Source organism: Bacillus sp. ISL-41 (assembly GCF_018613235.1).
GTDB lineage: Bacteria > Bacillota > Bacilli > Bacillales > Cytobacillaceae > Mesobacillus.
The window spans coordinates 193,992-219,736 of record NZ_JAGGQP010000003.1; the positions used below are offsets into that span (position 1 = coordinate 193,992).

The following is a 25,745-nucleotide window of genomic DNA, read 5'->3' on the forward strand; positions in this document are numbered from 1 at the left end:
TTGTCAGGCTCTTTTTTCGAATGAATTTCCAGACAAGTCTCTGTTATTCCGAAAAGAGCTTCGTTATAATTTGATAGTATCAAATATTTTTTCATATGTATATCTATTTTATGAAAATATTTTTCACCATTAATATCTCTTAATCGATATCGCTTCCCTAATTTTTTGCAGATTGCCTAGAGTTTGTTCCTGCCTGCGGACAGATACAGCGACATGAAGTACGTCAATCAGGCTCAACTGAACCAGTCTTGACGCCAAAGCTTCTGACCTGAAAAGCGTTTCTCGTGATGTGGTATACAGTACATAATCCGCTTCTTTCGACAAAGGCGACTTGTAATGGCCTGTGATCGCGATGGTCGCCGCCCCGTTAGCTTTTGCAATCTTCACTGCTTCTATGACATCTTTATTACTGCCGCTATGCGAAATGCCGATCGCCGCCTGCCCGGGCCCGAGCAGCGCTGCGGAAATAATTTGCTGGTGGCCATCACTGTGGGCATTGCAATGAATGCCTGTCCGGAGAAATTTATGGTAGGCATCAAGCGCAATGGCCGATGACCCTCCTGATCCGTAAAAATCGATTCTCGAAGCTTTACCAAGAACACCGATTATGCTTTCAAGCACGTTAGCATCCAATAGATTCAGCGTTTCTTTCATTGCTTCGATATGCCCTGCGAAAACTTTTTGCGCAAGGGTTACGACCTCATCTTCTTCCTTTATTTCTTCATGGATATTCTTGATCGGTTCCACAAGTTCACTAGCAAGGGCAATTTTGAAAGCCTGGTACCCTCTGAATCCAAGCCTTTTGCAAAAGCGGAAAATCGTTGCTTCGGCAACAGAGGCTTGCTCCGCAAATTCGGTGATCGATAGATGGATGATTTCCTGAGTATTATTTAATATATAATCTGCGACCATTTTCTCCTTTGAAGAAAGAGATGAGTAGATCGCATTTATTTTAACGATGACATTTTGTCCATTCAGTTCACTGGCCATATTTCCGCCCCCTTTTCTGACCATTTTATTTTACCAAATAATTTTCATCATTATTTACAAGTGATGAAAATTTTTTTCATATCGAATAAAATAATCGGGCCAAACTTGGTTCAGCCCGATGAAATAGTTAATCCTGTTTCTGTTAAAATGACCGGGCAAAACTTCGATTCAGTCCGATGCAGTTGGTTAATCCTGTTCTGTCAAAATGACAGGACCGTCCTTCGTAATTGCAATGGTATGCTCATACTGGGCAGACAGCTTTCCGTCCACTGTTCTTGCTGTCCAGCCATTATCGTCCATCTTTGTTTTCCACTCACCGATATTGACCATCGGCTCAATCGTGAACACCATGCCTTCCTTGAGCCTCGGCCCCTTGCCTGGAATGCCATAGTGCGGAATATCAGGCTTTTCATGGATCACAGAGCCTATGCCATGGCCGATGAATTCGCGCACAACAGAAAAGCCTTCACCTTCCACATATGACTGGATCGCATGGCCGATATCGCCGACCCGATTGCCTGGTACGGATGCAGCAATGCCGCGATATAATGCCTCTTTTGTTACCTCCAGCAGCCTTTGCGATTGTTCGCTGATATTGCCGACTGCATAGCTCCAGGCTGAATCAGCGAGGGCGCCATTCAAGTTGACGACCATGTCGATCGTGACGATATCTCCATCGTTCAACGCCTCTCTTCGAGGAAAGCCATGGCAAACCTCATCATTGATGCTGGCGCACGTTGCATATTGATAGTTACGGTAACCCTTCTGCTGAGGAGTGGCTCCATGCTTTTTCAAGTAATCCTCAACAAACTGGTCGATTTCCCAAGTGGTTATACCCGGCTTGATGAGTTTGCGCAATTCTTTATGCACGGAAGCGAGCAGCTTGCCCGCTGCCTTCATATTTTCAATCTCACGTGCTGATTTTAAAACAATCATTCCTTCATCTCCCTGATTCATTTCATCTTCTATATTATCTTATACGTATAATTTCGCAAAATGAACCAGTTTACCGAAGTGTAAAATGAAAATGGCCTTAGTTTACTGAATTAAATCATGCTTTCTTGGTATTACATCATAAACAAATCTCTGCAAAATTTTTTATAGCGATAATTTAAATTTTATAGCGACTTTTTCGTTTTTATAGCGAATTAGAAATTCCACAGGTTTTTTCCAGTTTCCACACACATTAAAAAACCCTCCTGCCTAAGCAAAAGGGTTCCTCACCAATATTATTCCAACACTTTTAGTGCTTCTCGATTGAACGCCGGGATATCCTTCGGCTCCCTGCTTGTCACGAGCTGATTGCAGCAGACGACGACTTCTTTGTCCATGTATTTTGCTCCGGCATATTCCATGTCAACGCGGATGGACTTGTAGCCTGTCGCGCCTCTGCCTTCGAGTGTTTTAGCTGTCAACAGCAGCTGCGGTCCATGGCAGATCGCGAAGACTGGCTTCTTCTCATCCATGAAGTACTTGGCGAATTCCACGAATCGCTCATCCTCGCGCAGCTGGTCCGGAGAGAAGCCGCCAGGAATAAATAATGCATCGAAATCTTCAGGCTTGACGTTGTCGATGCTCTCGTCAATCTTTACCTCGGCTTTGCCCTGCTTGCCTGTTACGGTCTTCCCTTTTTCTTTTTCGATTGTTACAACCTCATGCCCTGCTTCGGTAAAAGCTCGTGAAGGCTCCAGATATTCTACATCTTCAAATAAATCTGTTATGACACAGGCAATTTTTTTACCCATAGCTTCAACATCTCCTTTTAAAAAATTCTCCACTATCTAAAATTCCCTGTCCTCCAACTATGAAACATCCAGCTTAATTTCCACTTTTTTATATATTTCAGTGTAATTAGACCTATCTTATAGCAAAGATAAAAAAAAGATTTTATATTTCCGTTATTCAACTATAATTTAACTTAGGACATCAATAGGGAGAGAGGCACCATGAAATTTAGTTATGTCAATGTAATGGAAGAGGTCGTTTCGACTCTTGTCAATGTGCTGATGATGAGCCCGGATTACCAAACTTTCTGCAATTGCCAGAAGTGCCGGAACGATATCATCGCCATCAGTCTGAACACTCTTCCAAGTCACTATGTCACTACAGAAGACGGACGGAAGATGGTCTATGAACAGCTTAACACCCAGGAAAACAGAACCTGGATCAATAAAAGAATCATTAGCGCCATCCATCTTGTCGGGAAGTACCCGAAACATTAATCAGAAGAATGCATGGAGCAGGGCACGTCTCTATATTCTTACTAAAAAATAAAGCTGCCATTTGATTGCCTGGTTAATCCGGCATCAATGGCAGCTTCTTTTTTTCATAGAGTCTGGGTATCCATCCGTCTGGCAAAATCAACGAACCGGAACTTGTCGGGACGGTGTCTTGATTCTGTATATTGGAACAGGGTGGCATCATCAAAATAAATATAGTTTTTCACGATGACGATTGCCTGGAATCCTTCCATATCAAGAAGCTTCCGGTCCTCCTCGCTGGGTTCCTCCACCGTGAATTCTTTCTTCGCAAAGCTGATTTTCTTCTCAAGCTGAACTTCAATGTACTCAAAAATCGAGTTTTCGCATTTCTCGCGCGACAGTCCTGGCACATGTCTTTCTACGAGATAATCCTTATCGAGAATCACACGTTCTTCATCAATATGCCGGACTCTTTTTACCTTCCAAACTTTTTCATCATCGGCAACATTCAATTCCCTGGCAATTTCCCGGCCAGCCAGCTCGAGAGTGAATTCTTCCACAGAAGTTTTCGCTTTTCCGCCCATGTTCTCCGCCAGTTCTTTAAAGCTGATCAATCCGGTTATCGGAAACTGATGTCTTTTCAAATCCAGCACCAGTGAACCTTTGCCGCGGATTTTTTGGATGAATCCATTTTGAGCAAGCAGATTCAGTGCTTTGCGGATGGTTTCCCTGGAGGTTTGATACATATCTGCAAATTCATTTTCAGAAGGCAAGATCGTTTTAGGAGGATAAGCTCCTTCCTGGATCTGTTTCGAAATTTCTTCATAGATCAATAAATACTTTTTCTGCATAACACATCACCGTACCTTGTCTGATTGTTACCATTTTACCTTTTTTAGGCCAGTTTGAATACAATGGACAACTGTGTTTTATCGTTTTCATAGGCTCTGTTAATATAGCTGTTGATTTCCGTTCCAGTCGCTTCGCTTTCCGCGGGCAGTCTGGGATCCTCCTCGGCCCTTCAAGCGCCTGTGGGGTCTCCCATGACTCGCTAATCCCGCAGCAATCCTTGCACCTTCCACTACAATCAACAGGATGTAGTAACAAATTCAGCTTTAACAGAGCCTTTTCAAAAAATCTTCGAAAAATGAAGTACAACTGTTCACTGTAATGGCCGATATAAAAGCAACGAGTTTTTTCCCAATATGTTTTTTAAAAAAGCAGACCAAAAATACTTTGCGTTTGGTTATAATTGTTCTATAAGTTGTTCTCAATATGGAACTATTTTATCAGATTTGTTATGATATAACTATAAATTGATAAGGTGTGGATAACATTGATCGGTGAACGCGTCAAAAAACTTCGACAAGAGAAAAGAATGTCCCTATCCGAATTGGCCGAACAAGCTGGCGTGGCCAAATCATATTTGAGTTCCCTGGAGCGAAATCTCCAAACAAATCCTTCAATCCAATTCCTAGAAAAGATAGCTGGAGTACTGAATGTGCCGGTGGACCATCTCATTCATGAGCAGCCCGATAAAGAGAACATGGATTCAGACTGGGTCAATCTTGTAAAAGAGGCGATGGATTCAGGAATCACAAAGGACCAATTTCGTGATTTCCTGGAATTCAATAAATGGAGACTCAACAATAAATAATTTTAAGGACAGCTTTAATGGCTGTCCTTTTTCATGCAAAAAATAAAAAGCACCTCCATAAGAGCTGCTCGATCTCACTCATACTGTCTATGTATAATTCACTTAGCTATTTTTTGTCTTCATTAAAAATTCCCTGATTTCTTCTTTGTTAATTCCCATTTCTAATGCTTCCATTATAAGCTGCATCCATTCTGTATCCAGTTCTTCGAAAACTACCTGCTCTTTAATCAAGTTCTTCCCCCCAAAATACAGTTAGTATTCCAGGCAGTCCGGCCATCATAGTAGATTGCACCTTAGATCCGTGACTTTGCGTCCTAGTTTTTCAACAAGTTTGCCTTTTTCTGTATCTTTTTACTCACTTCTGAACTCCCAATGTCATTGTACCTTGTTCTATATATTTAACATGTAACTATTTGTCGCCAGCATTAAAAGGTTTTTTTCTTTTTTCTTCCAAACAATTACAAAATCATAGCTAGAAATAGTATTTTTCTGAAAATTGCAACCATTTAAACAATGTATTTTGTCAAATAATATCTTTAATTGTTGAACTCTTTTTATTTATTTACCCCCATAAACTTATGGGCGGGTAGATTTTTTGTACCTTTGCTTTTTCCAGTTTGATAAAATGGCCACTTTATCAAGAGTGATGGCATTAAAGAAAGGATACCTTGTTAAATCATTTCCGCAAATCGGGCACAGCCACTCTCCAACCTCGCTGCTGCTAAACGAAGGACGATTGCATCGATCACAATTTTTTCTGTACATTGCCATCCAGCCCCCTTTTTTAAGTGACTTGCTGTATTATTCCATTGAAGTATAGTTCATTTGTACCAATTTTGAAAAAGTCTAAAATATGGCTAATTTTCTTAAAAAAGAACAAAAATCGTTCTTTTTTAAGAAAATACTCCGTTTATCTCAGTTTCTTGTATTTTTAAAAGAACTGTTTTGTTCGTTATAATGAATTAATAGTTGATTAAAGGAGATTCCCATATGACCGTAGGCGAGAAAATTAAAAGCTTAAGGCTTGGAAAAAAGTATTCTATTAGCGAACTCTCAGAAAAAGCGAATGTTTCCAAATCCTATCTCAGTTACATCGAAAGGGGAATCCAGGGAAACCCCTCTCTACAGGTGCTTTCCAGACTGGCGGACAATCTTGATACCACGGTTGAGTATTTGATGGGACAGCAAGTAATGCCTGTTGATGAGGAATGGGCTGGACTCGTTGATGAGGCAATAAAAAATGGAATCAGCAAGGAAGACTTTGCTTACTATCTGGATTTCATAAAGTTTAAAAGCATGAATAAAAAGGATAAATAGTAAAGCTTTAATATAAATTACAATGGTAGCTCGCTCTTTAGACCATCTATTTTCACATTGATTTGTGCTTCACGAACATAACAGGATATGAAGTCCTTTTTGAACTTATAAATTACATAATTAGTCGTTAGCTACTGCGATCTGGCAAACCATAATACGAAGTTGGAATCATTGTCACAAAATAGTCATAAAAACAGTGAGCTTCTCACGTTTTCCTCATTGATTTTTCGCATTTTAATCACAACTCCTTGATAGGATTAAAATCGATCAAAGGAGGAGAATTAAATGAAGAAATTATTTGCTGTCATGATAGCATTCTTTTTAATGATAATTGTTTCTGCCTGCGGAGATGAAGTAGCTGAAAACGAGCAGAAAGACGGTCAGGAGACTGCGGCAACAGAAGTGAAACACGAGGATGATGATCATGGTGATGGCCCTCATGAACCCGGTGCCGATGATGTTTGTGCTTTCTGTAATATGAAGGTATACGAGGAAGCTGACCCAATGGGTGTTTTCACAGCTCAGGCCAAAACGAAAGACGGAGATTATGTATTCTTTGACGACTCGGGATGTCTGTTGAATATCACACGGCGTGATGATGTGGAAATTGAAGAAAAGTGGGTACGTGATTACATCACATCTGAGTGGATTGATGCTGGTTCCTCGATCCCTGTAAAAGCAGATCTGAAAACACCCATGAAATATGGCTATGCTTTTTTCAAGGACAATGAAAGCGCTGAGAAATTCATTTCAGAAAACGGCGACAAGAATCCCGCTACGGCAACATGGGAGCAAATCGACCAAATCGCTAACGAACGCTATATGAAAAAAATGAAGATGAATGGCGATAGCATGGATCAGGATCAAGACAATGATATGGATAGCGAAAGTGAAGAGGAAAGCGGCCATTAAGTTTGTGGAACCTCGAAAGGCCACAAAAAGCATTTTAAATAAAACCCCGGTGCAGAAATCAGCACCGGGATTTTTCTCATTGTATAAAAGATTTTCATAAATTAATGAAAGAATACTTTTTCAAGCGGCGTATAGACACCGTTATTTTCTACAAGTGATGTTACTGAATCACAATACTGCAGCCGCCCCTCCTGCATGAACGCAGCCCTGTCTGCCAATTCCTCAACGAGACTAAGGATGTGAGTAGTAAAAAGAATCGTCCTGCCCTGTTTTTTCTCTTCCAGGATAATTTCCTTGAAGCGGAACACCCACAATGGATCCAGTCCATTGGTAGGTTCATCGAGGACTCTAAGAGGAACATCCGGCAACAGCGCCTGCGCCAGTGAAAGACGTTGCTGCATTCCTTTAGAATATTGTTTAATCTGCAAATTCCGTACTTCAAATAAACCAACCTGGTTAAGAGCTTCCATAACTTTTTCATCACTTATTCCTCTTAACCTCGCAAAAAAGGTCAAAACCTCCAAACCTGTCAGCTGGCGGGGAAAGAGCATTTCATCCGGCATATATGAAAATAGTTTTTTGAATTCTTGTTTTTGCGGGTCGATTACCTTACCTTCCATCAGAATTTTTCCGGCAGTTGGTTTCATCATCCCTGTAAGCATTTTGATCAACGTACTTTTACCCGCTCCATTTCCGCCGCATAACGCAAAGACTTCAGGCTTGTTGATGGTCAAGTAAATGTCGGTAATCTTTTTCGTCTCACTATAATGTTTTGCCAGTCCTTCAATCCTGATCCATTCGCTGCTATTCATCACTAACCCCCCGTTTCGTCCTGTACACTGTGTATAGGACAGGCAGTACCGTCCAGAGCAAAACGGCAAGTACAAACAACGTTTTCCCAATCCATCCATCTGCCCAGATAGTTAGGTCATATAGGCGCGGCCCGAATACTGATGCTCCGTCCAGCGACAAAATTGACTGGACACGGATCAACTCCACCGGATTCAGAAAGATGGACACAGTCAGCATTGGCAGCAGCCACTGCTTCATCATGAACATGCTTAATCCCATAATGATAAATTCATAGAAAAGCACAAGGAAAGCCCAGACAATCAGACTTATCCCCAGTGCCTGGAATCGCGTATTGGCGATTATGCCAATCATCATTGCCAGCGACAGAAAGATAGCCGCCAACATGATTGAATACAGATAAAATAATATCAGCAAGGAAACAGAGACTCCTCCGCCAGCGAAGAAGATGACGAGCAAGGCTGCACCATATCCAAACGTCAAAACGGACCAGACGGAAACGAATAGTCCTGCATACTTCCCAAGGATAACTGCCCACGGCGAAATCGGATATGTCAGCAGCAGCATCAGCCCACGGTCTTCCTTTTCACCTGACAGGAACAGACTGCCGATCAGTAAAGACAGCAAGGGAATCAGCAGTAAGTTGATATTCAGCAAACTGGCCGTCATCCGGTTAAAACCATCAAACCCAGTCCCGCCGGTGTTGCCAAGAAATGCGACCATCACAGCCAGGGATGAGAACAATAAGCCAAAGCCGGCAAGCCAATGGCTTCTCATCATCAAGGTCATTTGCTGCCTCGCGATGTACCTCATTGCTCCCAACTCCACTCATGTTTCTTTAATGTCTCATAATCCAGCACTTCGCCCATTCCCTGTTCATTAACATAGTCTTCAGCGCCCTGTTTATCCTTGAAACTGACAACACCATTCGCCATTGGCGTCCAGAACTCAGGGTGGTACGCATGGAAGGCTTTTTCAAGCTCGACCCATTCCCCTGTGTCTACATCACGCACATATTGTTTTGCAGCATTTTCTTCCTTGAGATGTGCCTCCATCTCCATGAATTCATCCATACATCCTATATCATCGAATTTATACACTTCACCGTCAGCAGTGACGACCTCGGTAGCATAGTGCTCATGGGCAAGACCCATATTGCACACTTCGCATACATCAATCTCCGGGTTGATTTCCTCTGGTTCCATCGTGCTGTTATTGCAGCCCGATATTACCGCTGCCGACATTATCAATAAAACTCCAAGCTTTTTGTTCATCGCAGTTTCCTTCCTTTCACAATGACAAGTATCGAGAACAAAATAAACAGTATCCCTATAATTCCGGGGATTCTCCGGTCTATACTGTTCTGTTCGGTTTCCTGTAGCATGGTAACTGGTTCGATCAGCGGGCGGGAATCATACACATCTGCCGATCCAAACGAAGGAAACAAAGCTTCCGCCTTGGTCCACAGCTTGATCGATGGACTTTCAAAAAAGAATTGCCAGTAAGGCTGTTTGCCCAAAAGGCGATCGTATAGTGACCCTGCCTTGTATGCTTCTTCTCCCACACCATCACCTGAAAGGTCAAAACTGCTGTAATCATCCCAGTAATTACCCTTCACTCCATCATCGAGCCTCATATCTTCCCCAGAAATCTTTGATTGGACGACATTTCCGATAAAATTGTTTTCGGAAAAAGTGTTATTTTCATTCTTGCCCATGAATTCAAGGCCAACTTGATTGGCGGCAATCTGATTTCTGTTGATCAAGGTATCGACCCCATATTCCAGGGACAGTCCTGTGCTGTTCCGAAGAATTTCATTGCCCTCAACGAGGACATCTTTTGTTTCATAAATCAGGATTCCATAGCCGCGGAAGTGAAAGTGGTCGGTCACCTTGTTTTCAATAAAATCAATGCGTGCTGAGTCCATCACCATGAGGCCGGTCACATTTTTTTCCACATGGTTTCTTTCCGCCAGTATGCCTTCGCTGAACATAAAATGCATGCCATAGCGGGATTCACTAATGTGATTACCTTGCAGCTTGATGCCTTTCGTAAAATCAAAATATATTCCATCCTGAACCTTGGCAATCTCATTCTCTTTCAGCAAATGGCCGCCTCCCTTAAACATATGGATTCCGTTCCCACGCTCAGAGAAATGAGATTCATTGCTTGCAATACTATTACCAAGCAGCTTGTTTTCATTGCTGTTCGCTATATAAATTCCATTATGGACATTTTTCAATGTATTGTTATTGATGACATTGTGATGGGCTTTTTTAATGTAGATTCCGCTGTCTTCCTGACCAGTACCGCTATTCTGGATCGTGAGTCCTTCAAGAACCACATTTGAGGCTGTGATGGTGATGACATTCCCTTTTCCGCCGCCATCAATGATGGTCCCTTCTTCACCTTTTAACGAGACTTCCTTATTGATCAGCAGACTTTCTTTATATACTCCAGGAGAGACAAGGATGGTATCCCCACTCTCGGCATCTTGTACAGCTCTCTGGATCGATTCGCCGTCCTCCACTTTGAACTCTTCAGCAAAGGCACTAATAGGGATGAGCAAAAGAAGCAAAAAGAAATTGATTGTAAATAGCTTTTTCAGCCTCCACATACAGCTGCCTCCTCCCGGCATTATTCTCTTTTTAAAACTAGCAAATAAATGTGATGAAACCTTGAAATATTTGTTGGGAATCGTTGAAGTTAAAAACGAGATTTACAGTGAAAACAGGAGTTATCTCGTTAAATTCGTGAAGTTTTCAGAATAGTCAAAAGTAATTGTGTCTATTTTGTGACAAATACAATATAATGTTATTAATATGCAAACTTTATTAAGGTTAAGGGAGGACTTGGACATGACCATCGTTCATATTTTAAACTTCTCCATTCCGATTGCGATGATGCTCGTGATCGGTGTCGGTATCGATAAAATGTGCCAGCCGGATACACCAGAACAGGAAGCCGAGTAATGATATCGGCTTTTTTACAGAAAGATGGTAAATAAGACAGGTAATTACCATTTCGCTAAATAAAAGAATTTTTCGCTATATAAATAAAAAATTCGCTATATTACCGGGAAAATCGCTATATAATTGAAAAAGTCGCTATAAAAACTTTTTCCACTATAAAAACTACCCTTTCAACTTAATTTTTCAAGGCAATAATTCCTGAATTCAGGCTAATCTGCACCACAAAAAAGCAAGATTCCACAAGGAATCTTGCTTTTTATCATCCCTTAAAGACTGTTGCTGCTTTCACAAAAATCTTGTTCCCCTGAATGAAAAAGATGATACTTCCGAGGACTGCCAGGGCGATGAACGAGAATAAAACGGTTCCTCCTGCTTCATTCAATAAGTAACCTCCCGCAATCGGACCAAGGAAATGGCCGATTCTCCGGAACTGTGCTGCTCCGAAATAGGTTCCCCGAAGTTCATCTGTTGCGAGCTGATCGACAAGATAACTGCTTGAGGGGAAAATCAAGATTTCCCCTATTGTGATGAAGACAATTGCCAATATGCCTGTATACCAACCTGTTACAAACCCAAATGCCAGCATGCCCGCCGACAGGAAGACTGCTCCTGCCATCATCACCTGCATCGTCTTGAATTTTTCTGCAAAGTGGCTGATCGGCATCTGCAGCAACACGACCATGATCGCATTGATGGACAACATCACGGAATAAACGAATACTCCGTTCGCAATCGAAGACTCAAGATATTGAGGAACATTCGACTCCATTTGTGAATATCCAAAATTAATGATGATGGTTCCTAATATTAAATACCTTAACGCCTTATCTTTGCCAATGATCTTCAGGGAGCTGGCAATCGTGACTTTAGAGGCTCCTCCGCCTGCCGGATTTCCCAGATTGTATTTTTTCATCATCAGCGCCAGAATCAAAACATATATGAAATACATGATTCCTGTTACCATGAAAGCCGATTTTGCTGAAACCACTGCGAGATAGGCCCCCAGCAAGGGTCCGACCGAAGCTCCAATATTGATAGCCGTATACCTCAGAGAGAATGCTCTCATCCGCTTGCTTTTCTCCGTCAGGTCGGCAATCAGCGCCTGGCCGGTTGGTTCGAAAAATGACCCGCTCAAACCATTCAATGCATTAAGGATAATGAACCAGCCTGGTGTATCAGCAACCATGAAGCCAAAATAAACTAGCGACATTGAAAACAAGGAACCTATCATGACTGGCTTGCGGCCGTATCTGTCTGATAAGTGGCCGCCCAGAAAGCCGCCAATTACACCTGATAACGGACTGATACCAATCGTGATCCCGATCAATACAGGGTGCAAATCAAGATTCCTTGAAAGGTAGATAGCAAGGAACGGCAGTGTGGCAAACGCTGAACCCCTTGCGAGAACAGTCCCGCTCAGCAGCACCCAGACAATCGGGTGGAATTGCCGATAATAGTTATTAAGTTTATTCATCTCTTTTTACCTCGTAAATTTGGATTCCTAAATCATAGCAAATATCCAAATTTATGAAAATACCTTTTGAAAAATAAAAACCGCCGCCAAGTAACATGGCAGCGGTTCTTCGTCTTATTGTCCCGGATTATTGCTTGTCCGCGGAAGGATTAAAATTTCTACCCGTCTGTTTCTTGCTTTGCCTTCTGCTGTGTCATTCGTGGCGACTGGCTGGAACTCACCGAAACCCTTGGCGCTGAACCAGCGCGGGTCAAGCTGTTCATTTTTCAAAATGATCTTCATGAATTCGACAGCACGCATGACGCTGAGTTCCCAGTTCGATTCATATCTGGCTGTCCTGATTGGTACATTATCCGTGTGACCACTGATAATGATATTGCGTGGAGGCTCCATGACCAGCAAGTCCGCGATTTCGTTGGCGATATTTATGTCGGTAGTACGGACCTCTGCCCGTCCCGATTCAAACAGGACATTGTCACGGATCGTCAGCAGCAGTCCCTCATCTGTCAGCTTCGTATCCAATTTATCTGTCAGCCTTTTCTCTTTAATATAAGAGTTGACCTTCTGCTGGATGGCCAGAAGCTCCATTTGATCCTTGGCGATTTCATCCTGATCATTCTTTTCTACATCTTCCTTGCGCACGTCCGGCGATTCCATCTGACCTTCAGGCATCGGACTCTGGAACTCGAATACCCCTGTCCCCCCGGCGAATACATCATTGAATGCCTTTGACAGCTGCTGGAATTTGACGGCATCAACCGAGCTCATCGCAAACAAAACGATGAATAGTGCCAGAAGGAGGGTGAGCAAATCCGCATACGGAATCAGCCAGGACTCGTCCATATGCTCTTCGTGATGCTTTTTCTTCCTTTTCCTACTCATCCTTCGCCACGCCGCTTTCCTCAAGGATCAGTTTCCGTTCGCCTGCAGGCAAATAAGAAGCAAGTTTTTGTTCAATCACTCTGGGTGCTTCCCCTTCTAGGATTGAGAGGATTCCTTCTATCATCATGTATTTTACTTGAGCCTCTTGCTTTGATTTCCTCTTCAACTTATTGGCGAATGGATGCCATAAAACATAACCAGTGAAAATCCCCAATAATGTCGCAACGAAAGCCGCACTGATCGCTTTACCTAACTCTTCCGTATTGTCCATATGACTCAGCGCCGCAATCAAACCAACTACCGCTCCAAGAACACCTAGTGTCGGGGCATATGTGCCAGCCTGGGTAAAAATAGCCGCTCCTGAAAGGTGGCGTTCTTCCATCGCTTCCACTTCTTCTGTTAAAACATCCCTGATATAATCAGCGCTCTGGCCGTCTACCGCAAGTGAAAGGCCATTCTTGAGAAATTCATCATCAATTTCACTTGTTTTCGCTTCAAGTGCAAGCAAACCCTCTTTCCGTGCCAGCTGCGCCCATTCTGAAAATAAACGGATCAGTGATGGTAAATCAGCACTTTCCTGTTCTTTGAATAAAATCTTGAAAAGTTTGGGCACTTTCTTCAACTCTTTTGCAGGAAAGGCAATTGTTACCGCTGCGACAGTACCCACTATTATGATTAAGATCGCTGCTGGATTAGCAAGGGCGGTCACACTTACGCCTTTGAACACCATCCCGACTCCTACCGCAATGATCGCTAATATGACACCAATGATCGACGACTTATCCATGTACGACTCCCCTGTCTGCTTTACTTCTATTTCTGTCTTAAGCTCTTAAACTGTCATAATATCTCTTTTTATTTCGACATATTTCAAAAAATCTTAAGTGATGGCCTGTAAAAATAATTTTTTCATGAACAATAAAGATTCATATTTCTTATGCCGATATAGTATAAGAAAGAACTAAGAACATCTAAGGAGGCTTTTACGTGGAGGCTATTCAAAATCTCCGCAGGCAGGATACGAAAAAGAAGAACATCTTGATGCTCAGCACTTATTCGGTATCCTTGATTGCGACCGCAGCATACACCATTATCGAAAAAGAAATATTTTTAAAAACAGCGGTTTATGTAAGTGAATTAGTATTTTTCGTCTTGTTTTTCCTGATATTCCAGCTATGGCTTAAGAAGGAGTCCTTGTTCCCTTATGCCGCTTTTGCTGCGATCTTCATCCATCACTTCTTTTATATCGGAATGTTTGGAGGCAACGGTGCATTTTTGCTCGTCCTGCTGTTCCTGGCGGTCTTTTCAGCCATCCATTTTGATATAAAAATCTTTGTTACCGGATTCACCCTCGGCCTTGTTGCAGTTGTAATGAATACCATGCTGGCGACAGAAAACCAGGATTTTTTAAGCAGCACCTTCACGGCGATTTTACTTTGTTATATTTTGATTGGCGTCGTGCTGTTCGTCTTGATCCGCTTGAACAGGAATGCCTTTAAATCGTTGGAGACCTTCCTTGCTGATTCTGAAAACGAAAAGGTCCGTAAAGAACAGCACAGCGCTTTGCTCCATGGTGAACTTCTTGTCGTTACTGAAAGCCTTGGTAAGATTAATGAACAAATCCAGACCCATCTGTCTTCGCAAACAGAAATGAAAATCGCTGTAAATGAAATTTCTGCCGGAAGCCAGGTTCAGACGGAACAGATCAACCAAATTTCCGAAAATGCAGAACTGACAAAGCAAAGAATGGATGAAATGTCCGATATGTCCGTCCTGCTCTCTGACAATACTTTGCAGGCTGCTAAAGCATCCGAGAGCGGCTCCGTGAAACTCACCGAGCTCCAGGGCGACATGAAAGAGCTGGCTGCTTCAATCTCCGAACTCAGCCAGACATTCTCCATGCTCACGAAGAAGATAGAGGAAACGAACGGATTCATCGTCAACATCCGCAACATAACAGAGCAAACGAATCTGCTTGCGCTCAATGCATCGATTGAAGCTGCTCGCGCCGGTGAGGCAGGCAAAGGCTTCTCGGTTGTTGCCAACGAAATCCGCAAGCTGGCGGAAATGACGAAAGAAACAGCAATCCAGATTACCGAAAACCTTACTTCTGTTAATGAAACAAACTCAGCCGCTCTGGAAAAAATGAACGACAGCAGCGAAAAGCTGGCAGAGAGCCGTTCCGCAGTCGGAGAGGTTTCCGGTTTCTTCACAGAAGTCAGCAGCACCCTTCGTGAACTGACGAACCAATTCAGCCAATTTGAATTGACTGTCAGTGATGTTAAAAACCAGACAGGCGATGTCGAAGCCTCAACACGTGAACTTGCGGCCATCATCGAACAGGCAACAGCAGGCCTGGAAGAAATGAACGCAACAATTGAAACTTTGAACGACGATAATCAGACAATCGCTGCTTATGTCAGCCAAACAGCAACCGCTGCTGAAAAAATTAAATCACTAGGCGCCTAAGCGTCTTGTCCATTTCAACGGACACAGACGCCTAATAACAAAAGGGCCAGGCTGGATTTCTCCGCCTGGCCCCTTTTTTATAGTAATTTCTTTTCAATCTTCCGCTCGTAATTTTTAAACAGGGAGGAATTTGTTTTAGCTCCCCGGCTGGACATGATTTTATTGTACCTTAGAAGCTTCTGACTAAGTTCCTGGTTCAGTTTGTTTTTCTCATCAGGATTTTCACAGTTGCGAATCAGGTCCTCGATGGACATCACTTCCTGCCTGAGCCTCTGTTCTTCCGGAGAGAATCCGGCATTTTTCAGCATCTTGTAGGCCATTCTCAGATCCTCTGGCACAGCTGACATATCTTCCAGATTCAAAGGCTTGCCGAAACCAGGCAAGTTTTCAAACTCTCCGTCCTTATATGCACGCTTGATTCGATCCTCCGACACCACCATGGAAAAATCCACCTGAACCACTCCAGTACTCCAATTTTAGTATTTCTACTATCATTATATTATTTTAATCCATTTTTTTCTAATTTTAAAATTTGGTAAAAGAGATTATTTTATCACGCTAAAGGTTTAAAGAGTTAGCAAGCAGGTTATTTAGTATGTAAAATAATTACACATCAAGGGGTGTCGACAAGATGATTTTTGGGGGTATAGGATTTACTCTTATTACTGCCGCCTTTTTCATGGGGCTGGTCGCATGGTATTCATATGTAAAGACGAAAGGAGAAGTCAGCGATTCAGCTGGATATTTCCTTGCCGGCCGCGGTTTGACAGGCGGATTCATTGCCGGTTCCCTTCTTCTCACGAATCTTTCGGCAGAACAATTGGTCGGGCTGAATGGACAAGCCTACCGTACCAATCTTTCCAACATGGCATGGGAAGTGACAGCTGCTTTTGCCATCATCATCATGGCCATCTATTTGCTGCCAAAGTATCTTCGCGGCAATTTCACAACACTGCCGGAATTTCTGAGCAAGCGATATGATGAAGGTGTCCGACAGTACAGTGTTCTTCTGTTTATGCTTGGATACATTCTTGTTACCGCGCCTTCAATGCTCTATTCAGGAGCGCTTGCCGTATTGCAGCTTTTCAACTTTCCTGAGCTGTTCGGCATCTCTTATGAAGCATCTGTCTGGATTGTCATCTGGCTCATTGGGATTATCGGTGCCATCTATGCGATTTTCGGCGGACTCAAGGCTGTTGCGATTTCAGATACATTGAATGGGATTGGCCTGATTATCATTGGCCTTCTTGTCCCAATACTGGGCCTGATTGCACTTGGCGATGGCAATATCGGAGATGGGATGAAGCAAATCGCAACCACGAACCCTGAAAAAATGAACTCGATTGGAACAAAGCAGGATTCCGTTCCATTCGGCACCATTTTTACCGGGATGATTTTTGCTAACTTATTCTACTGGGCTTCAAACCAATATGTCATCCAGCGTACACTTGGGGCAAAAAACCTGGCAGAAGGCCAAAAAGGCGTTTTGATTTCCGGATTCTATAAACTGCTAGTGCCGCTGACGATGATGATTCCCGGGGTCATTGCCTTCCATATGTACGGAGATGGACTGAAGTCAGTAGACCTGGCTTATCCAGCGTTGATTTCTGATGTATTGCCAACCTGGATGTCCGGCTTCTTCCTGGCTGTCCTGCTTGGCGCAGTATTAAGTTCATTCAACTCATTATTAAACAGTGCAGCAACGATGTTCGCACTTGATATTTATAAAGCACGCTTCAACCCTGAAGCAGATGATCAAAAATTGATTTCTATCAGCAAAATCGCCGGTACACTTCTCGCAGTTGTTTCCCTATGTATCGCCCCGCTGCTGATGAACGCACCGGAAGGATTATGGGATTTAATCAGAAGGTTCACAGGCTTTTTCAATATACCAATCATCGTCATCTTGCTTGTCGGGATTTTCACAAAAAGAGTACCAGCACTTGCAGCCAAAGTCGTAATCATCTTCCATGTAATCACTTACTATATGCTCGTTTGGGGTACGCAGCATCTGTTCGATTTTGCTGTACCAATTCATTTTATCCACATTTACGCAATCTTGTTTGTCGTTGAAGTGGCAATCATGATCGCTATCGGATTGTGGAAACCAACAGCAAAGCCATATACTTTCCGCTCCGAGGCAGCAGTCGACATGGTACCATGGAAATATTCGTTGCCTGTATCTGTTGTCCTGCTGGCGCTTGTTGCAATCTTGTATGTCGTCTTCTCGCCAATTGGATTAGCGTACGATGGGGGTTATGTTTCTGCAGCATTTTGGCCAATCATCTCTGGTATACTTGCGATTACAGCCTTACTATCTTATCTGGCAATCAAAAAATGGAACAAAGCTTATGCCGGCTATCTCATGACAGAAAATCCGATTAAAGCAAACAAGGGAAAAGCATTGGACAGACCCAAGCTTAAACCGACCACCACAGAGTATTAATTTGTATTTTGAGACCTATCATTGTGCTGGTAGGTCTCTATTATTTAAGCAGGTCAATTCGTATTAAACCCGGGGAGAATAGCTAATAGACATTTCGTAGCCTTTCCTTACCTGAAATGTCCATTAAACCTCTTTTATTAGACATTTCGAGGCTGCTCCTTGCCTGAAATGTCTATTTAAATCCTTTCCAATAGACATTATAAGATCTCGAGGCTCTGGAAATGTCTATTATCCACTTCTTATTTGCCATCTTGAAACTCTCCCCGCTGGCAACCCGTTCCACATAATTAATAAGCGTCTGGTCACCCAGACGCCTTTCCTTATTGATATCCCTTTGCGCTTTCCTTTAATATTTTATCCTTGAAAAGTGTGTAGCTCCAGGACTGGTAGGCAATGATAATTGGCACGAAAATGACTGCAACGACGAACATAATGGTCAGGTTGAGCTTGCTGCCTGCAGCATCAAAAAGTGTCACGCTGTAGGCATTGTCTATTCTTGATGGCAGCATGTTCGGGAACATCCCTACGAAGCCGAAGGCCATTTTTGTGAAAATCGTCAAGCAGACAGCGGTAAAGGCATAGCCGATTTTCTTTTTAAAAATAAAGTAGACTGCCGCGAGCATCGCAGCCAGTGCGATTACCGGCACAGTCCAGAGGATCGGTTGCTGTGAGTAATTATCCAGCAATGGCGTCCTGTTCACTGTCGCCAGAAAGAACAGCGACAGCATCGCCGGAGCCATGCCAGCCATTATCCGTGATATTTTGTATGCTCGGACTGCGGTTTGCCCTGCTGTCTTCAGCTGAATCCATAATGAACCAGACAGAAGGAACAATGAGACAAACAGCAATCCTCCCAAAATGCCATAACCATTCAACAAGCTGAACAAATTGCCTTCATAGCCATTGGCACCGATCAATAATCCACGGTACAGATTGGCGAAGGTGACACCGAATAAGAAGGCGATCAAAAAGCTGCCGGTGAAGAAGCCCCATTTACACGCTGCCTGCCATAGCGGGTTGTCGTCCTTATGCATGAATTCAAGTCCGATGGCCCGAATGAACAAAGCAATCAGCACCAGGAACAACGGCGTATACAAAAAGCTGAACATGTCCGCGTAGACAGCCGGGAAGGCCGCAAATGTCGCTCCTCCAGCTGTTATCAGCCAGACCTCATTCCCGCCCCAGAAAGGTCCGACCGCCTCCTGGAGCTGGTTACGCTCCTGGCGGTTTTTAGCGATGAACGGGAACAGCATCCCGGTCCCAAGGGTGTATCCATCGAGGATAAAATAAACCGTCCAAATCAATCCCCACAAACCAAACCAAATGATTGCAAGTGTATCATGAGACATGTTTCACGCCTCCTCCAAGGCCATATTTAACCTCTGATTCCGGACCTTTTTTCGCATACTTGATGATCAAATAGACATCTGCTATCAATAAAACTGTGTAAAAAATGACGAGAGCTGCCAAGGAGAAGATCACCTGGGACAACGCGATTGGCGACACACCCTCAGATGTCTTCATCAATCCGTACACAACCCATGGCTGTCGTCCCGCCTCTGCTACCATCCAGCCGGCATTAATCGCCAGATACGGCAGCAGTACAGAATATAGGACCAGTTTCAAGTATTTTGGTGAGTTCTCCAGTTTGTTTTTCCGATAAAGGTACAAGCCGTACCAGGAAACAGCCAGGAAAAAGACTCCTAGAGCGACCATTACCCTGAACGCGTAAAAGACCAGTTCCACGTTAGGCCGTTCATCCTTGGGAATGTCTTTCAAACCAGTGACTTTCCCATCAAAGGAGTTGGTGTAGAAGAAGCTACCCAATTTCGGAATGCTGATTGCCTCAAAAGCATTGCGCTCGTTTTCCTGATCGGGAATCTGGATAAGATGGAATGGCATGTCCTTTTGTGTCTCCCAGACTGCCTCCATAGCCGCTCCTTTTGCCGGCTGCATTTTAGCAGCGAAAACACCGGACTGGTGCCCGATGATTGGTGTGAGAGTCGCAGAAAACAAGGCCATGGCAAGACCGTACTTGAATGACTTTTTATAAAATGCCGTTTCGTTTTTCCTGAGCAGGTGGTAAGCACTGATGGCCATCATGAAAAACGCCCCCACAATATAGGCACTTACAACAGTGTGTACAAACATATACCAGGCATAAGGATTAGTGACGAGCTCCCGGAAGCTGTTCAATTCGACTCGGCCATTGTTAAGGACATAGCCGACCGGGTTTTGCATGAAGCCATTGGCAGTAATGATCCAGAGAGCGGAAATATTCGTACCGAGAGCGACCATCCAGATCGAAAATGCCCGCAGTTTTGGTGTAAACTTATCCTTTCCGAACAGCCAGATGCCCATGAAGGTGGATTCAAGGAAAAAGGCGACCAGAGCTTCAATCGCGAGCGGCGACCCGAAAATATCGCCCATATACTTCGAGTATTCTGAACAGTTCGTGCCAAACTGAAATTCCATCGTAATGCCGGTAATCACACCAAGCACAAAGTTGATCGCGAACAGTTTTCCCCAATAATCCGCCATTCGCTTATATGTCTGGTCCAGGGTGCGTGCATACTTTGTCTCCATGATGGCAACGAGAATGACTAAACCAATCGTTAATGGGACAAATAAAAAATGATAAAAAACAGTCACAGCAAACTGGATCCGGCTTAATATCAGGACCTCATCCATCTTTGATACCTCCTTATTTATTGTTTGTGAATTTTTTAACATAATCTCAATTCTATTTTAAAAAAACTTTGTGAGTGATATCGAAGATTTTTGTTGAGAAATTGTGACATTTTTATCCATCAATTGTGATGCTGGTCACAGACAAACAAGAATAACGTATCGCCTTGGTCAGTCCCGACAAGCGCTGGAGCTTGACATAAAAACAGGCCCTGATTATCAGGACCTGCACGCATTAAATATTTCCTATATTTGATGGGTCTGTACTGACTCCTTGCTGGCCCGGCACCCAGTTCGCCGGCACACCTTTTCCTGTTTGTTTTGCATACTCGAAAGCCTGCAGCATCCTTACGTGCTCAGGAAGGTTGCGGCCGACATTTCCGGGATAAGTAAGCTTCGCTCTGATAATGCCACCGGGGTCGATGAAAACTGAAGTCCTGAAGCAGGCCCCTGTTGTTTCATCCAGGATTCTATATGCACGGCTGATTACCTGCGTCCTGTCGCTTACCATTGGATACGTAACATTTTTCAAAGAAGGAGAAGTCTCTTTAAAAGCCTTGTGTGAATAAACACTGTCAGTGCTGATTGCCAGCAATTCAGCACCCAGCGCTTTTATATAAGGGTATACAGCGGCGACCGCCGCCAGCTCTGTCGGTCAAACAAAGGTAAAATTACTTGGGTAGAAAAATAAGATGACCCACTTTCCCCGATAATCCTCAAGGTTAATCTTCTTTATGTCACCATTGATCAATGCATCAGCTGTAAAAAGCGGGGCCTGGTCATCCCGGTTCGCACAAAAAACAGTCGGACATTCAACCAAATCCTCAGCGTACAATTTTTCCTCCATTGCAGCCGCCCTCCTTTATTTAAATTTGTATCTATACAATCATATGCAGCTGATTTCTTATATTTCAGGTTCCAACAGGAAAAACTAGATTGAACAAGAAAGGAGGGTTCATGAATGAGCAGAGGCAAAGGGTTCAACCACAAGAAAAAAGGCCATCCAGGAGACCTGCCCTCAGGCGCCTTAAAACCAAAGCGTCCTGAAACAGAGGCGCAGGAAGATGAGGAATTCCTAGTCGTCCAGGAGGCGTTCAAAAACCGTGTAGAGGAAGACGAAGCATAAATAATGGCTGGACCTGGCAAATAATAGCCGGGTTCTTTTTTTATTGAAACTTTTTCCAGAGGGAATCGTATAAGTAGTTATTCACAGTTTTTTAACAGAAAAACAAGATTTGGAGGAGGAAATAATATGATCGTAACTACAACTTCGACTTTGCAGGACAGGGAAATTGAGAAATATCTAGGGATAGTTTCTGGGGAAGCAATTATGGGAGCCAATGTCGTGCGCGACTTCCTTGCAAGTGTTACCGATGTGATTGGCGGCAGAAGTTCGGCCTATGAGAACAAGCTTGCCGAGGGCCGCGAAATTGCGATTCGAGAAATGGAAGATAAAGCCCGCCGCCTGGGTGCAAACGCCATAATTGGTGTCGACCTCGATTTTGAAACATTGCGGGAAGGCATGATGATGTGCATCGCTACAGGTACTGCGGTTTATATTAAAGAATAAAAGGTTAAGGGCCAGGCAGAGTGCCAGGCCCTTCTTCATGCTTTGAATTAACCTTGTCGTTTTTTAAAATGGGCAAGTACAAGTCCGTTGCCTACAACTGAGTCATTCTGCCGCTTGAAGCCTAGTTTTTCATAAAGCTTTGTTGCCGGCTTGTTGTCTGCACCTGTTGAAACGAGCATCTCTGAGTATCCAATCTGTTCTAATTGAAAAATCAGCTTTTTGGCAATACCTCTGCGGAAAAAGTCAGGGTGAACCATCATCCGATGGATATCGATAACTTTCCCTTCTTTCTTAAAAGAGAGCGCCCCAGCAAGCCTGCCTTCCATATAATAGCCAATGAAGGTTTCTCCACAATCCTGAAGCTGCTCGAATGTTTCCTTTAACGGCGGGATTTCATCTGTGCCGATTAGATCTGCTTCTATTTTGTATGATTTTCTCTGCAGCTCCAGCACCTCGGCACACTCCATAATAACATTAAGATTGATATGCCTGAATTCAGGCAAGAATCCGCTGTCTTTTATTTTGTTTATAATCAGCTTTTGCCTTTCTGTTAACGAAGGCAGGCTGTTTAACGGGAAAAAGCGCAGGTCCTTGCTCTCCCCATCATTCATCTTCAGCTCGCCTTCCCAATACTCGCAGGCATACAAAGCGATCGCATTATATATCTCATCGCCATTAGGATATCGGAAATAGTATTCTTCCCCGGCAACCATTTCTAAAAATTTCAGCCTTTTTAAATGCAGACCTGTTTCCTCGAGTAATTCCCTGCGTGCCGTTTCCTGAAAGCTTTCTCCAGGCTCCATCGCCCCTCCCGGAATTCCCCACCTGCCTGTATCAGTCCTTAGCTGCAGCAATACTTCATATTCCCTATTGAAAACAAGCACAGCGGAACCGACCAGAATGAGAGGCCTGCTGCCAATAAGTGCGCGGATTTCTTTAATATAGTCGCTCATGGTCTCCCCCATTACAAAAAATCTCCTATTTCATTTATACTAAGTAAAGCATACGTAAAATTGTTGTGTTTTGAAAGGAGCAATCATGAAATCATTAGTACTTGCAGAAAAACCAAGTGTTGCCCGTGAACTCGCGCGTGTACTTGGCTGCAATAAAAGTCATAAAAGCTATTTCGAAGGAAATCAATATATCGTCACCTGGGCGCTCGGCCATTTGATTGAATTGAAAATGCCTGAGAATTACGACCCAAAATATAAGGTTTGGAAGCTTGAGGAGCTGCCGATCATCCCGGATAAAATGGGATTGAAGGTGATCAAGCAGACGAGCCACCAATACAAAGCCATTGAACACCTTGCTGAACGCAAGGATGTCGGTGAATTCATTATCGCAACCGACGCCGGTCGTGAGGGTGAGCTGGTCGCCAGGTGGATTCTCCAGCGCATCAACTGGAAGAAACCAATCAAGCGATTGTGGATTTCCTCACAGACGGACCGCGCCATCAAGGACGGTTTTAAAAACCTCAAGCCTGGCAAGCAGTATGAGGATTTGTATGAATCTGCTGTCTGCCGTGCAGAGGCTGACTGGCTGATTGGTTTGAATGTTTCAAGGGCATTGACAACGAAATTCAAGGACCCTTTATCTGCTGGCCGTGTCCAGACACCAACACTCGCCATGGTTCTGGAGCGCGAGGATGAAATCAATAAGTTCGTGCCTAAGGAATACTGGACACTCCAGGCGAAGGTCGGCTCTTTGAATGCTGAATGGGAGCATAATGGCGAAAAACGGATATTTTCAAAGGAAAAAGCAGAACAAATTCAAAAGAAGCTAACCAATAAGAAGGCTTTGCTGCAATCGCTGGACCGCAAACAAAAATCAGAACCTCAGCCGCTTCCTTATGACCTGACGGAACTGCAGCGTGACGCCAATAAGCGTTTTGGCTTTTCGGCAAAGAAAACATCCAATGTCCTGCAGGGATTGTATGAACAGCATAAGCTCGTCACCTATCCGCGTACGGACTCGCGCTATTTGACGACCGATATGGAAGCGACAATGGCGGACCGCCTGCAGGGAATCATGTCCGGCTATCGTGACGAAGCGAAGCCTGCCCTTGCCCAAAAAGGAAAAGTTCAGGCGCGCCGGGTATTCAATAATGAAAAAGTAACCGACCACCATGCGATCATTCCGACAGAGGAGCGGCTTCACCTTGCCGATTTATCACCGGATGAACGGAAGCTGTATGATTTGATCGTCCGCCGATTCCTGGCTTTATTTTACCCGGCTTATCAGTATGAAGTAATCCATGCTAATTTCGATGTCGAAGGGGAATCACTGTCAGCTCGGGAAACGAACATCATGGAAATCGGCTTTAAAAAGGTACTCGGGAAAGACGAGGATGATGCAGGTACACAATCTTTGGGCCATCTTGAAAAAGGCAAGAGCTACTCAGTTGGCCAGATTAGCATGAATAAAAAAATGACCGAACCGCCGCTTCGATTGTCAGAATCGGATATCCTGGCAAAAATGGAGAAATTCGGGCTCGGCACTCCGGCAACGCGTGCGGAGATCATTGAGCGTATCATATCGTCAGAGGTCGTGGAAAGACAGAACGGCCGCCTGTATCCAACGAAAAAAGGCAAGCAACTCATCGACCTGGTGAATGATGAACTGACTTCTCCTGAACTGACGGCAAAATGGGAAAAGGAGCTTGAAGAAATCGCCCGCGGAAAAGGCGATCCGAAGGCGTTCAAGAAACGGATCCGTGAACAGACGGCGCGCCTTGTTTCCGAAATCAAGACGAGCGATAAAACCTACCGCGCCCATAACCTGACAGGCTCGAAATGTCCTGAGTGCGGTGAATTCATGAAGGAACGCAAGACAAAGGAAGGACGCATCCTTGTCTGCTCAAGCCCCGAGTGCGGCTTCCGCAAGCATAAGGATCCAAAGCTTTCACAAAGACGCTGTCCTCAGTGCCATAAACGAATGGAAATCCACAACGGCAAGGCAGGCGCCTACTTCCAGTGCCGCCGCTGCAATGTCGTTGAAAAGGCAGAGGATAGAAAGAATAAAGGCGTATCCAAGCGTGAGGAACGCAAGCTGAAGGAAAAATACTCGCCATCCCAGGAAAACTTCGGCACCAGCCTCGGAGACTTGCTGAAGGCAGCAATGGAAGATAAAGATTAAAACTCTATAGTAATACCTAAAGCGGCCCTCGTGCCGCTTTTTTTAATCGATAGCATGTTAAACGCAAACTATTGAAGATTAAACTTGTAAAAAATTCCTTGGGAGTAGTATGATATTCGTTGGTTGTCATTCAAAGATATAGGCTCTTTTCGCAAACCTTGTTGCTCTCTCAACCAAAAGTAAAAACCGGCATCTGGTTTTTACGAGTACTAAAGCAATCTT

27 protein-coding genes, 1 pseudogene and 1 riboswitch are annotated in these 25,745 nt (G+C 43.7%); of the genes and pseudogenes, 9 read left to right on the forward strand and 19 right to left on the reverse strand.

Going from position 1 to position 25,745, the window contains the following annotated elements; genetic code table 11:
- Positions 1–129 precede the first annotated feature (129 nt).
- From J7I80_RS01615 to J7I80_RS01625, 3 genes are all read right to left on the reverse strand, one after another.
- Positions 130–990 carry a MurR/RpiR family transcriptional regulator gene (locus tag J7I80_RS01615; protein WP_214735678.1) on the reverse strand — a complete coding sequence of 287 codons (861 nt, stop codon included), beginning with the start codon at positions 988–990 and terminating at the stop codon, positions 130–132.
- Between the two features lie 186 nt (positions 991–1,176).
- Entirely contained in the window at positions 1,177–1,926 is a 750-nt protein-coding gene (gene map, locus J7I80_RS01620) for a type I methionyl aminopeptidase (RefSeq protein ID WP_214735679.1), read from the reverse strand.
- 293 nt (positions 1,927–2,219) lie between these two features.
- Positions 2,220–2,735, reverse strand: coding sequence for a type 1 glutamine amidotransferase domain-containing protein (locus tag J7I80_RS01625; RefSeq protein WP_214735680.1), 516 nt, complete (start codon positions 2,733–2,735; stop codon positions 2,220–2,222).
- Positions 2,736–2,936: 201 nt separating this feature from the next.
- Here J7I80_RS01625 and J7I80_RS01630 point away from each other — a divergent pair, with 201 nt between their 5' ends.
- Positions 2,937–3,212 carry a late competence development ComFB family protein gene (locus tag J7I80_RS01630; RefSeq protein WP_041967705.1) on the forward strand — a complete coding sequence of 92 codons (276 nt, stop codon included), beginning with the start codon at positions 2,937–2,939 and terminating at the stop codon, positions 3,210–3,212.
- Positions 3,213–3,316: 104 nt separating this feature from the next.
- Here the strand turns inward: J7I80_RS01630 and treR are convergent, their stop codons facing one another.
- Positions 3,317–4,042 (reverse strand): trehalose operon repressor, encoded by a 726-nt coding sequence (treR, locus tag J7I80_RS01635; protein ID WP_214735681.1) that lies wholly within the window; start codon positions 4,040–4,042, stop codon positions 3,317–3,319.
- A gap of 485 nt (positions 4,043–4,527) precedes the next feature.
- Here treR and J7I80_RS01640 point away from each other — a divergent pair, with 485 nt between their 5' ends.
- A complete protein-coding gene (locus J7I80_RS01640) occupies positions 4,528–4,848 on the forward strand; it encodes a helix-turn-helix domain-containing protein (protein ID WP_214735682.1) in 321 nt (106 codons plus the stop codon).
- Between the two features lie 102 nt (positions 4,849–4,950).
- Here J7I80_RS01640 and J7I80_RS01645 read toward each other — a convergent pair whose 3' ends face one another.
- Both J7I80_RS01645 and J7I80_RS01650 read right to left on the reverse strand, forming a co-directional pair.
- On the reverse strand, positions 4,951–5,079 hold the full coding sequence (locus tag J7I80_RS01645; RefSeq protein WP_192469621.1) for an anti-repressor SinI family protein: 129 nt from the start codon (positions 5,077–5,079) through the stop codon (positions 4,951–4,953).
- 29 nt (positions 5,080–5,108) lie between these two features.
- Positions 5,109–5,194, reverse strand: a riboswitch (cyclic di-GMP riboswitch).
- A 230-nt stretch (positions 5,195–5,424) separates the two neighbouring features.
- The gene (locus J7I80_RS01650; protein WP_214735683.1) at positions 5,425–5,613 is read right to left on the reverse strand and encodes a hypothetical protein; all 189 of its coding nucleotides are present in this window, start codon (positions 5,611–5,613) and stop codon (positions 5,425–5,427) included.
- Positions 5,614–5,838: 225 nt separating this feature from the next.
- Between J7I80_RS01650 and J7I80_RS01655 the strand changes: the two genes are divergently transcribed.
- Both J7I80_RS01655 and J7I80_RS01660 read left to right on the forward strand, forming a co-directional pair.
- The gene (locus J7I80_RS01655; RefSeq protein ID WP_214735684.1) at positions 5,839–6,165 is read left to right on the forward strand and encodes a helix-turn-helix domain-containing protein; all 327 of its coding nucleotides are present in this window, start codon (positions 5,839–5,841) and stop codon (positions 6,163–6,165) included.
- Between the two features lie 285 nt (positions 6,166–6,450).
- Complete coding sequence (locus tag J7I80_RS01660) at positions 6,451–7,077, forward strand: nitrous oxide reductase accessory protein NosL (RefSeq protein ID WP_214735685.1); 627 nt, start codon at positions 6,451–6,453, stop codon at positions 7,075–7,077.
- A gap of 101 nt (positions 7,078–7,178) precedes the next feature.
- Here J7I80_RS01660 and J7I80_RS01665 read toward each other — a convergent pair whose 3' ends face one another.
- From J7I80_RS01665 to motA, 7 genes are all read right to left on the reverse strand, one after another.
- Positions 7,179–7,889, reverse strand: a complete 711-nt coding sequence (locus J7I80_RS01665; protein WP_214735686.1) for an ABC transporter ATP-binding protein — start codon at positions 7,887–7,889, stop codon at positions 7,179–7,181.
- Complete coding sequence (locus tag J7I80_RS01670; protein WP_214735687.1) at positions 7,882–8,700, reverse strand: ABC transporter permease; 819 nt, start codon at positions 8,698–8,700, stop codon at positions 7,882–7,884. Before J7I80_RS01670 ends, J7I80_RS01665 begins: the two co-directional genes overlap by 8 nt.
- The gene (locus J7I80_RS01675; RefSeq protein ID WP_214735688.1) at positions 8,697–9,161 is read right to left on the reverse strand and encodes a nitrous oxide reductase accessory protein NosL; all 465 of its coding nucleotides are present in this window, start codon (positions 9,159–9,161) and stop codon (positions 8,697–8,699) included. The genes J7I80_RS01670 and J7I80_RS01675 overlap by 4 nt, the downstream gene beginning before the upstream one ends.
- The gene (gene nosD / locus J7I80_RS01680; RefSeq protein WP_214735689.1) at positions 9,158–10,504 is read right to left on the reverse strand and encodes a nitrous oxide reductase family maturation protein NosD; all 1,347 of its coding nucleotides are present in this window, start codon (positions 10,502–10,504) and stop codon (positions 9,158–9,160) included. Before nosD ends, J7I80_RS01675 begins: the two co-directional genes overlap by 4 nt.
- A 614-nt stretch (positions 10,505–11,118) precedes the next feature.
- On the reverse strand, positions 11,119–12,333 hold the full coding sequence (locus tag J7I80_RS01685; protein WP_214735690.1) for an MDR family MFS transporter: 1,215 nt from the start codon (positions 12,331–12,333) through the stop codon (positions 11,119–11,121).
- 114 nt (positions 12,334–12,447) lie between these two features.
- Positions 12,448–13,215 (reverse strand): flagellar motor protein MotB, encoded by a 768-nt coding sequence (motB, locus tag J7I80_RS01690; protein ID WP_214735691.1) that lies wholly within the window; start codon positions 13,213–13,215, stop codon positions 12,448–12,450.
- Positions 13,208–14,002 (reverse strand): flagellar motor stator protein MotA, encoded by a 795-nt coding sequence (gene motA, locus J7I80_RS01695; RefSeq protein ID WP_214735692.1) that lies wholly within the window; start codon positions 14,000–14,002, stop codon positions 13,208–13,210. The genes motB and motA overlap by 8 nt, the downstream gene beginning before the upstream one ends.
- 977 nt (positions 14,003–14,979) lie before the next feature.
- Between motA and J7I80_RS23705 the strand changes: the two genes are divergently transcribed.
- Positions 14,980–15,684: a methyl-accepting chemotaxis protein gene (locus tag J7I80_RS23705; protein ID WP_251027539.1), complete on the forward strand. Its 705-nt coding sequence runs from the start codon at positions 14,980–14,982 to the stop codon at positions 15,682–15,684.
- A gap of 77 nt (positions 15,685–15,761) precedes the next feature.
- Here the strand turns inward: J7I80_RS23705 and J7I80_RS01705 are convergent, their stop codons facing one another.
- Entirely contained in the window at positions 15,762–16,124 is a 363-nt protein-coding gene (locus J7I80_RS01705) for a DnaJ family domain-containing protein (protein WP_251027528.1), read from the reverse strand.
- 191 nt (positions 16,125–16,315) lie between these two features.
- On the opposite strand from J7I80_RS01705, the gene J7I80_RS01710 reads away from it, so the two are divergent.
- Positions 16,316–18,130 carry a solute:sodium symporter family transporter gene (locus J7I80_RS01710; RefSeq protein WP_214735695.1) on the forward strand — a complete coding sequence of 605 codons (1,815 nt, stop codon included), beginning with the start codon at positions 16,316–16,318 and terminating at the stop codon, positions 18,128–18,130.
- A gap of 320 nt (positions 18,131–18,450) precedes the next feature.
- Here the strand turns inward: J7I80_RS01710 and cydB are convergent, their stop codons facing one another.
- The 3 genes from cydB to J7I80_RS01725 form a co-directional block, all read right to left on the reverse strand.
- Positions 18,451–19,479, reverse strand: coding sequence for a cytochrome d ubiquinol oxidase subunit II (gene cydB, locus J7I80_RS01715; protein WP_214735696.1), 1,029 nt, complete (start codon positions 19,477–19,479; stop codon positions 18,451–18,453).
- On the reverse strand, positions 19,469–20,821 hold the full coding sequence (locus J7I80_RS01720) for a cytochrome ubiquinol oxidase subunit I (protein ID WP_214735697.1): 1,353 nt from the start codon (positions 20,819–20,821) through the stop codon (positions 19,469–19,471). Before J7I80_RS01720 ends, cydB begins: the two co-directional genes overlap by 11 nt.
- 232 nt (positions 20,822–21,053) lie before the next feature.
- Positions 21,054–21,665, reverse strand: coding sequence for a peroxiredoxin (locus tag J7I80_RS01725; RefSeq protein ID WP_251027529.1), 612 nt, complete (start codon positions 21,663–21,665; stop codon positions 21,054–21,056).
- Positions 21,666–21,779: 114 nt separating this feature from the next.
- Between J7I80_RS01725 and J7I80_RS01735 the strand changes: the two genes are divergently transcribed.
- Together J7I80_RS01735 and J7I80_RS01740 are read left to right on the forward strand one after the other, a co-directional pair.
- On the forward strand, positions 21,780–21,944 hold the full coding sequence (locus J7I80_RS01735) for a hypothetical protein (RefSeq protein ID WP_214735699.1): 165 nt from the start codon (positions 21,780–21,782) through the stop codon (positions 21,942–21,944).
- A 126-nt stretch (positions 21,945–22,070) separates the two neighbouring features.
- A complete protein-coding gene (locus tag J7I80_RS01740; RefSeq protein ID WP_214735700.1) occupies positions 22,071–22,388 on the forward strand; it encodes a YbjQ family protein in 318 nt (105 codons plus the stop codon).
- A 47-nt stretch (positions 22,389–22,435) separates the two neighbouring features.
- Here J7I80_RS01740 and J7I80_RS01745 read toward each other — a convergent pair whose 3' ends face one another.
- Together J7I80_RS01745 and J7I80_RS01750 are read right to left on the reverse strand one after the other, a co-directional pair.
- Entirely contained in the window at positions 22,436–22,855 is a 420-nt protein-coding gene (locus J7I80_RS01745; RefSeq protein WP_214735749.1) for a GNAT family N-acetyltransferase, read from the reverse strand.
- 54 nt (positions 22,856–22,909) lie between these two features.
- Positions 22,910–23,341: pseudogene (locus J7I80_RS01750) on the reverse strand (NUDIX hydrolase); the annotation flags it as partial.
- 85 nt (positions 23,342–23,426) lie between these two features.
- On the opposite strand from J7I80_RS01750, the gene J7I80_RS01755 reads away from it, so the two are divergent.
- Positions 23,427–25,523: a DNA topoisomerase III gene (locus tag J7I80_RS01755; RefSeq protein ID WP_214735701.1), complete on the forward strand. Its 2,097-nt coding sequence runs from the start codon at positions 23,427–23,429 to the stop codon at positions 25,521–25,523.
- The last annotated feature ends 222 nt before the right edge of the window (positions 25,524–25,745 follow it).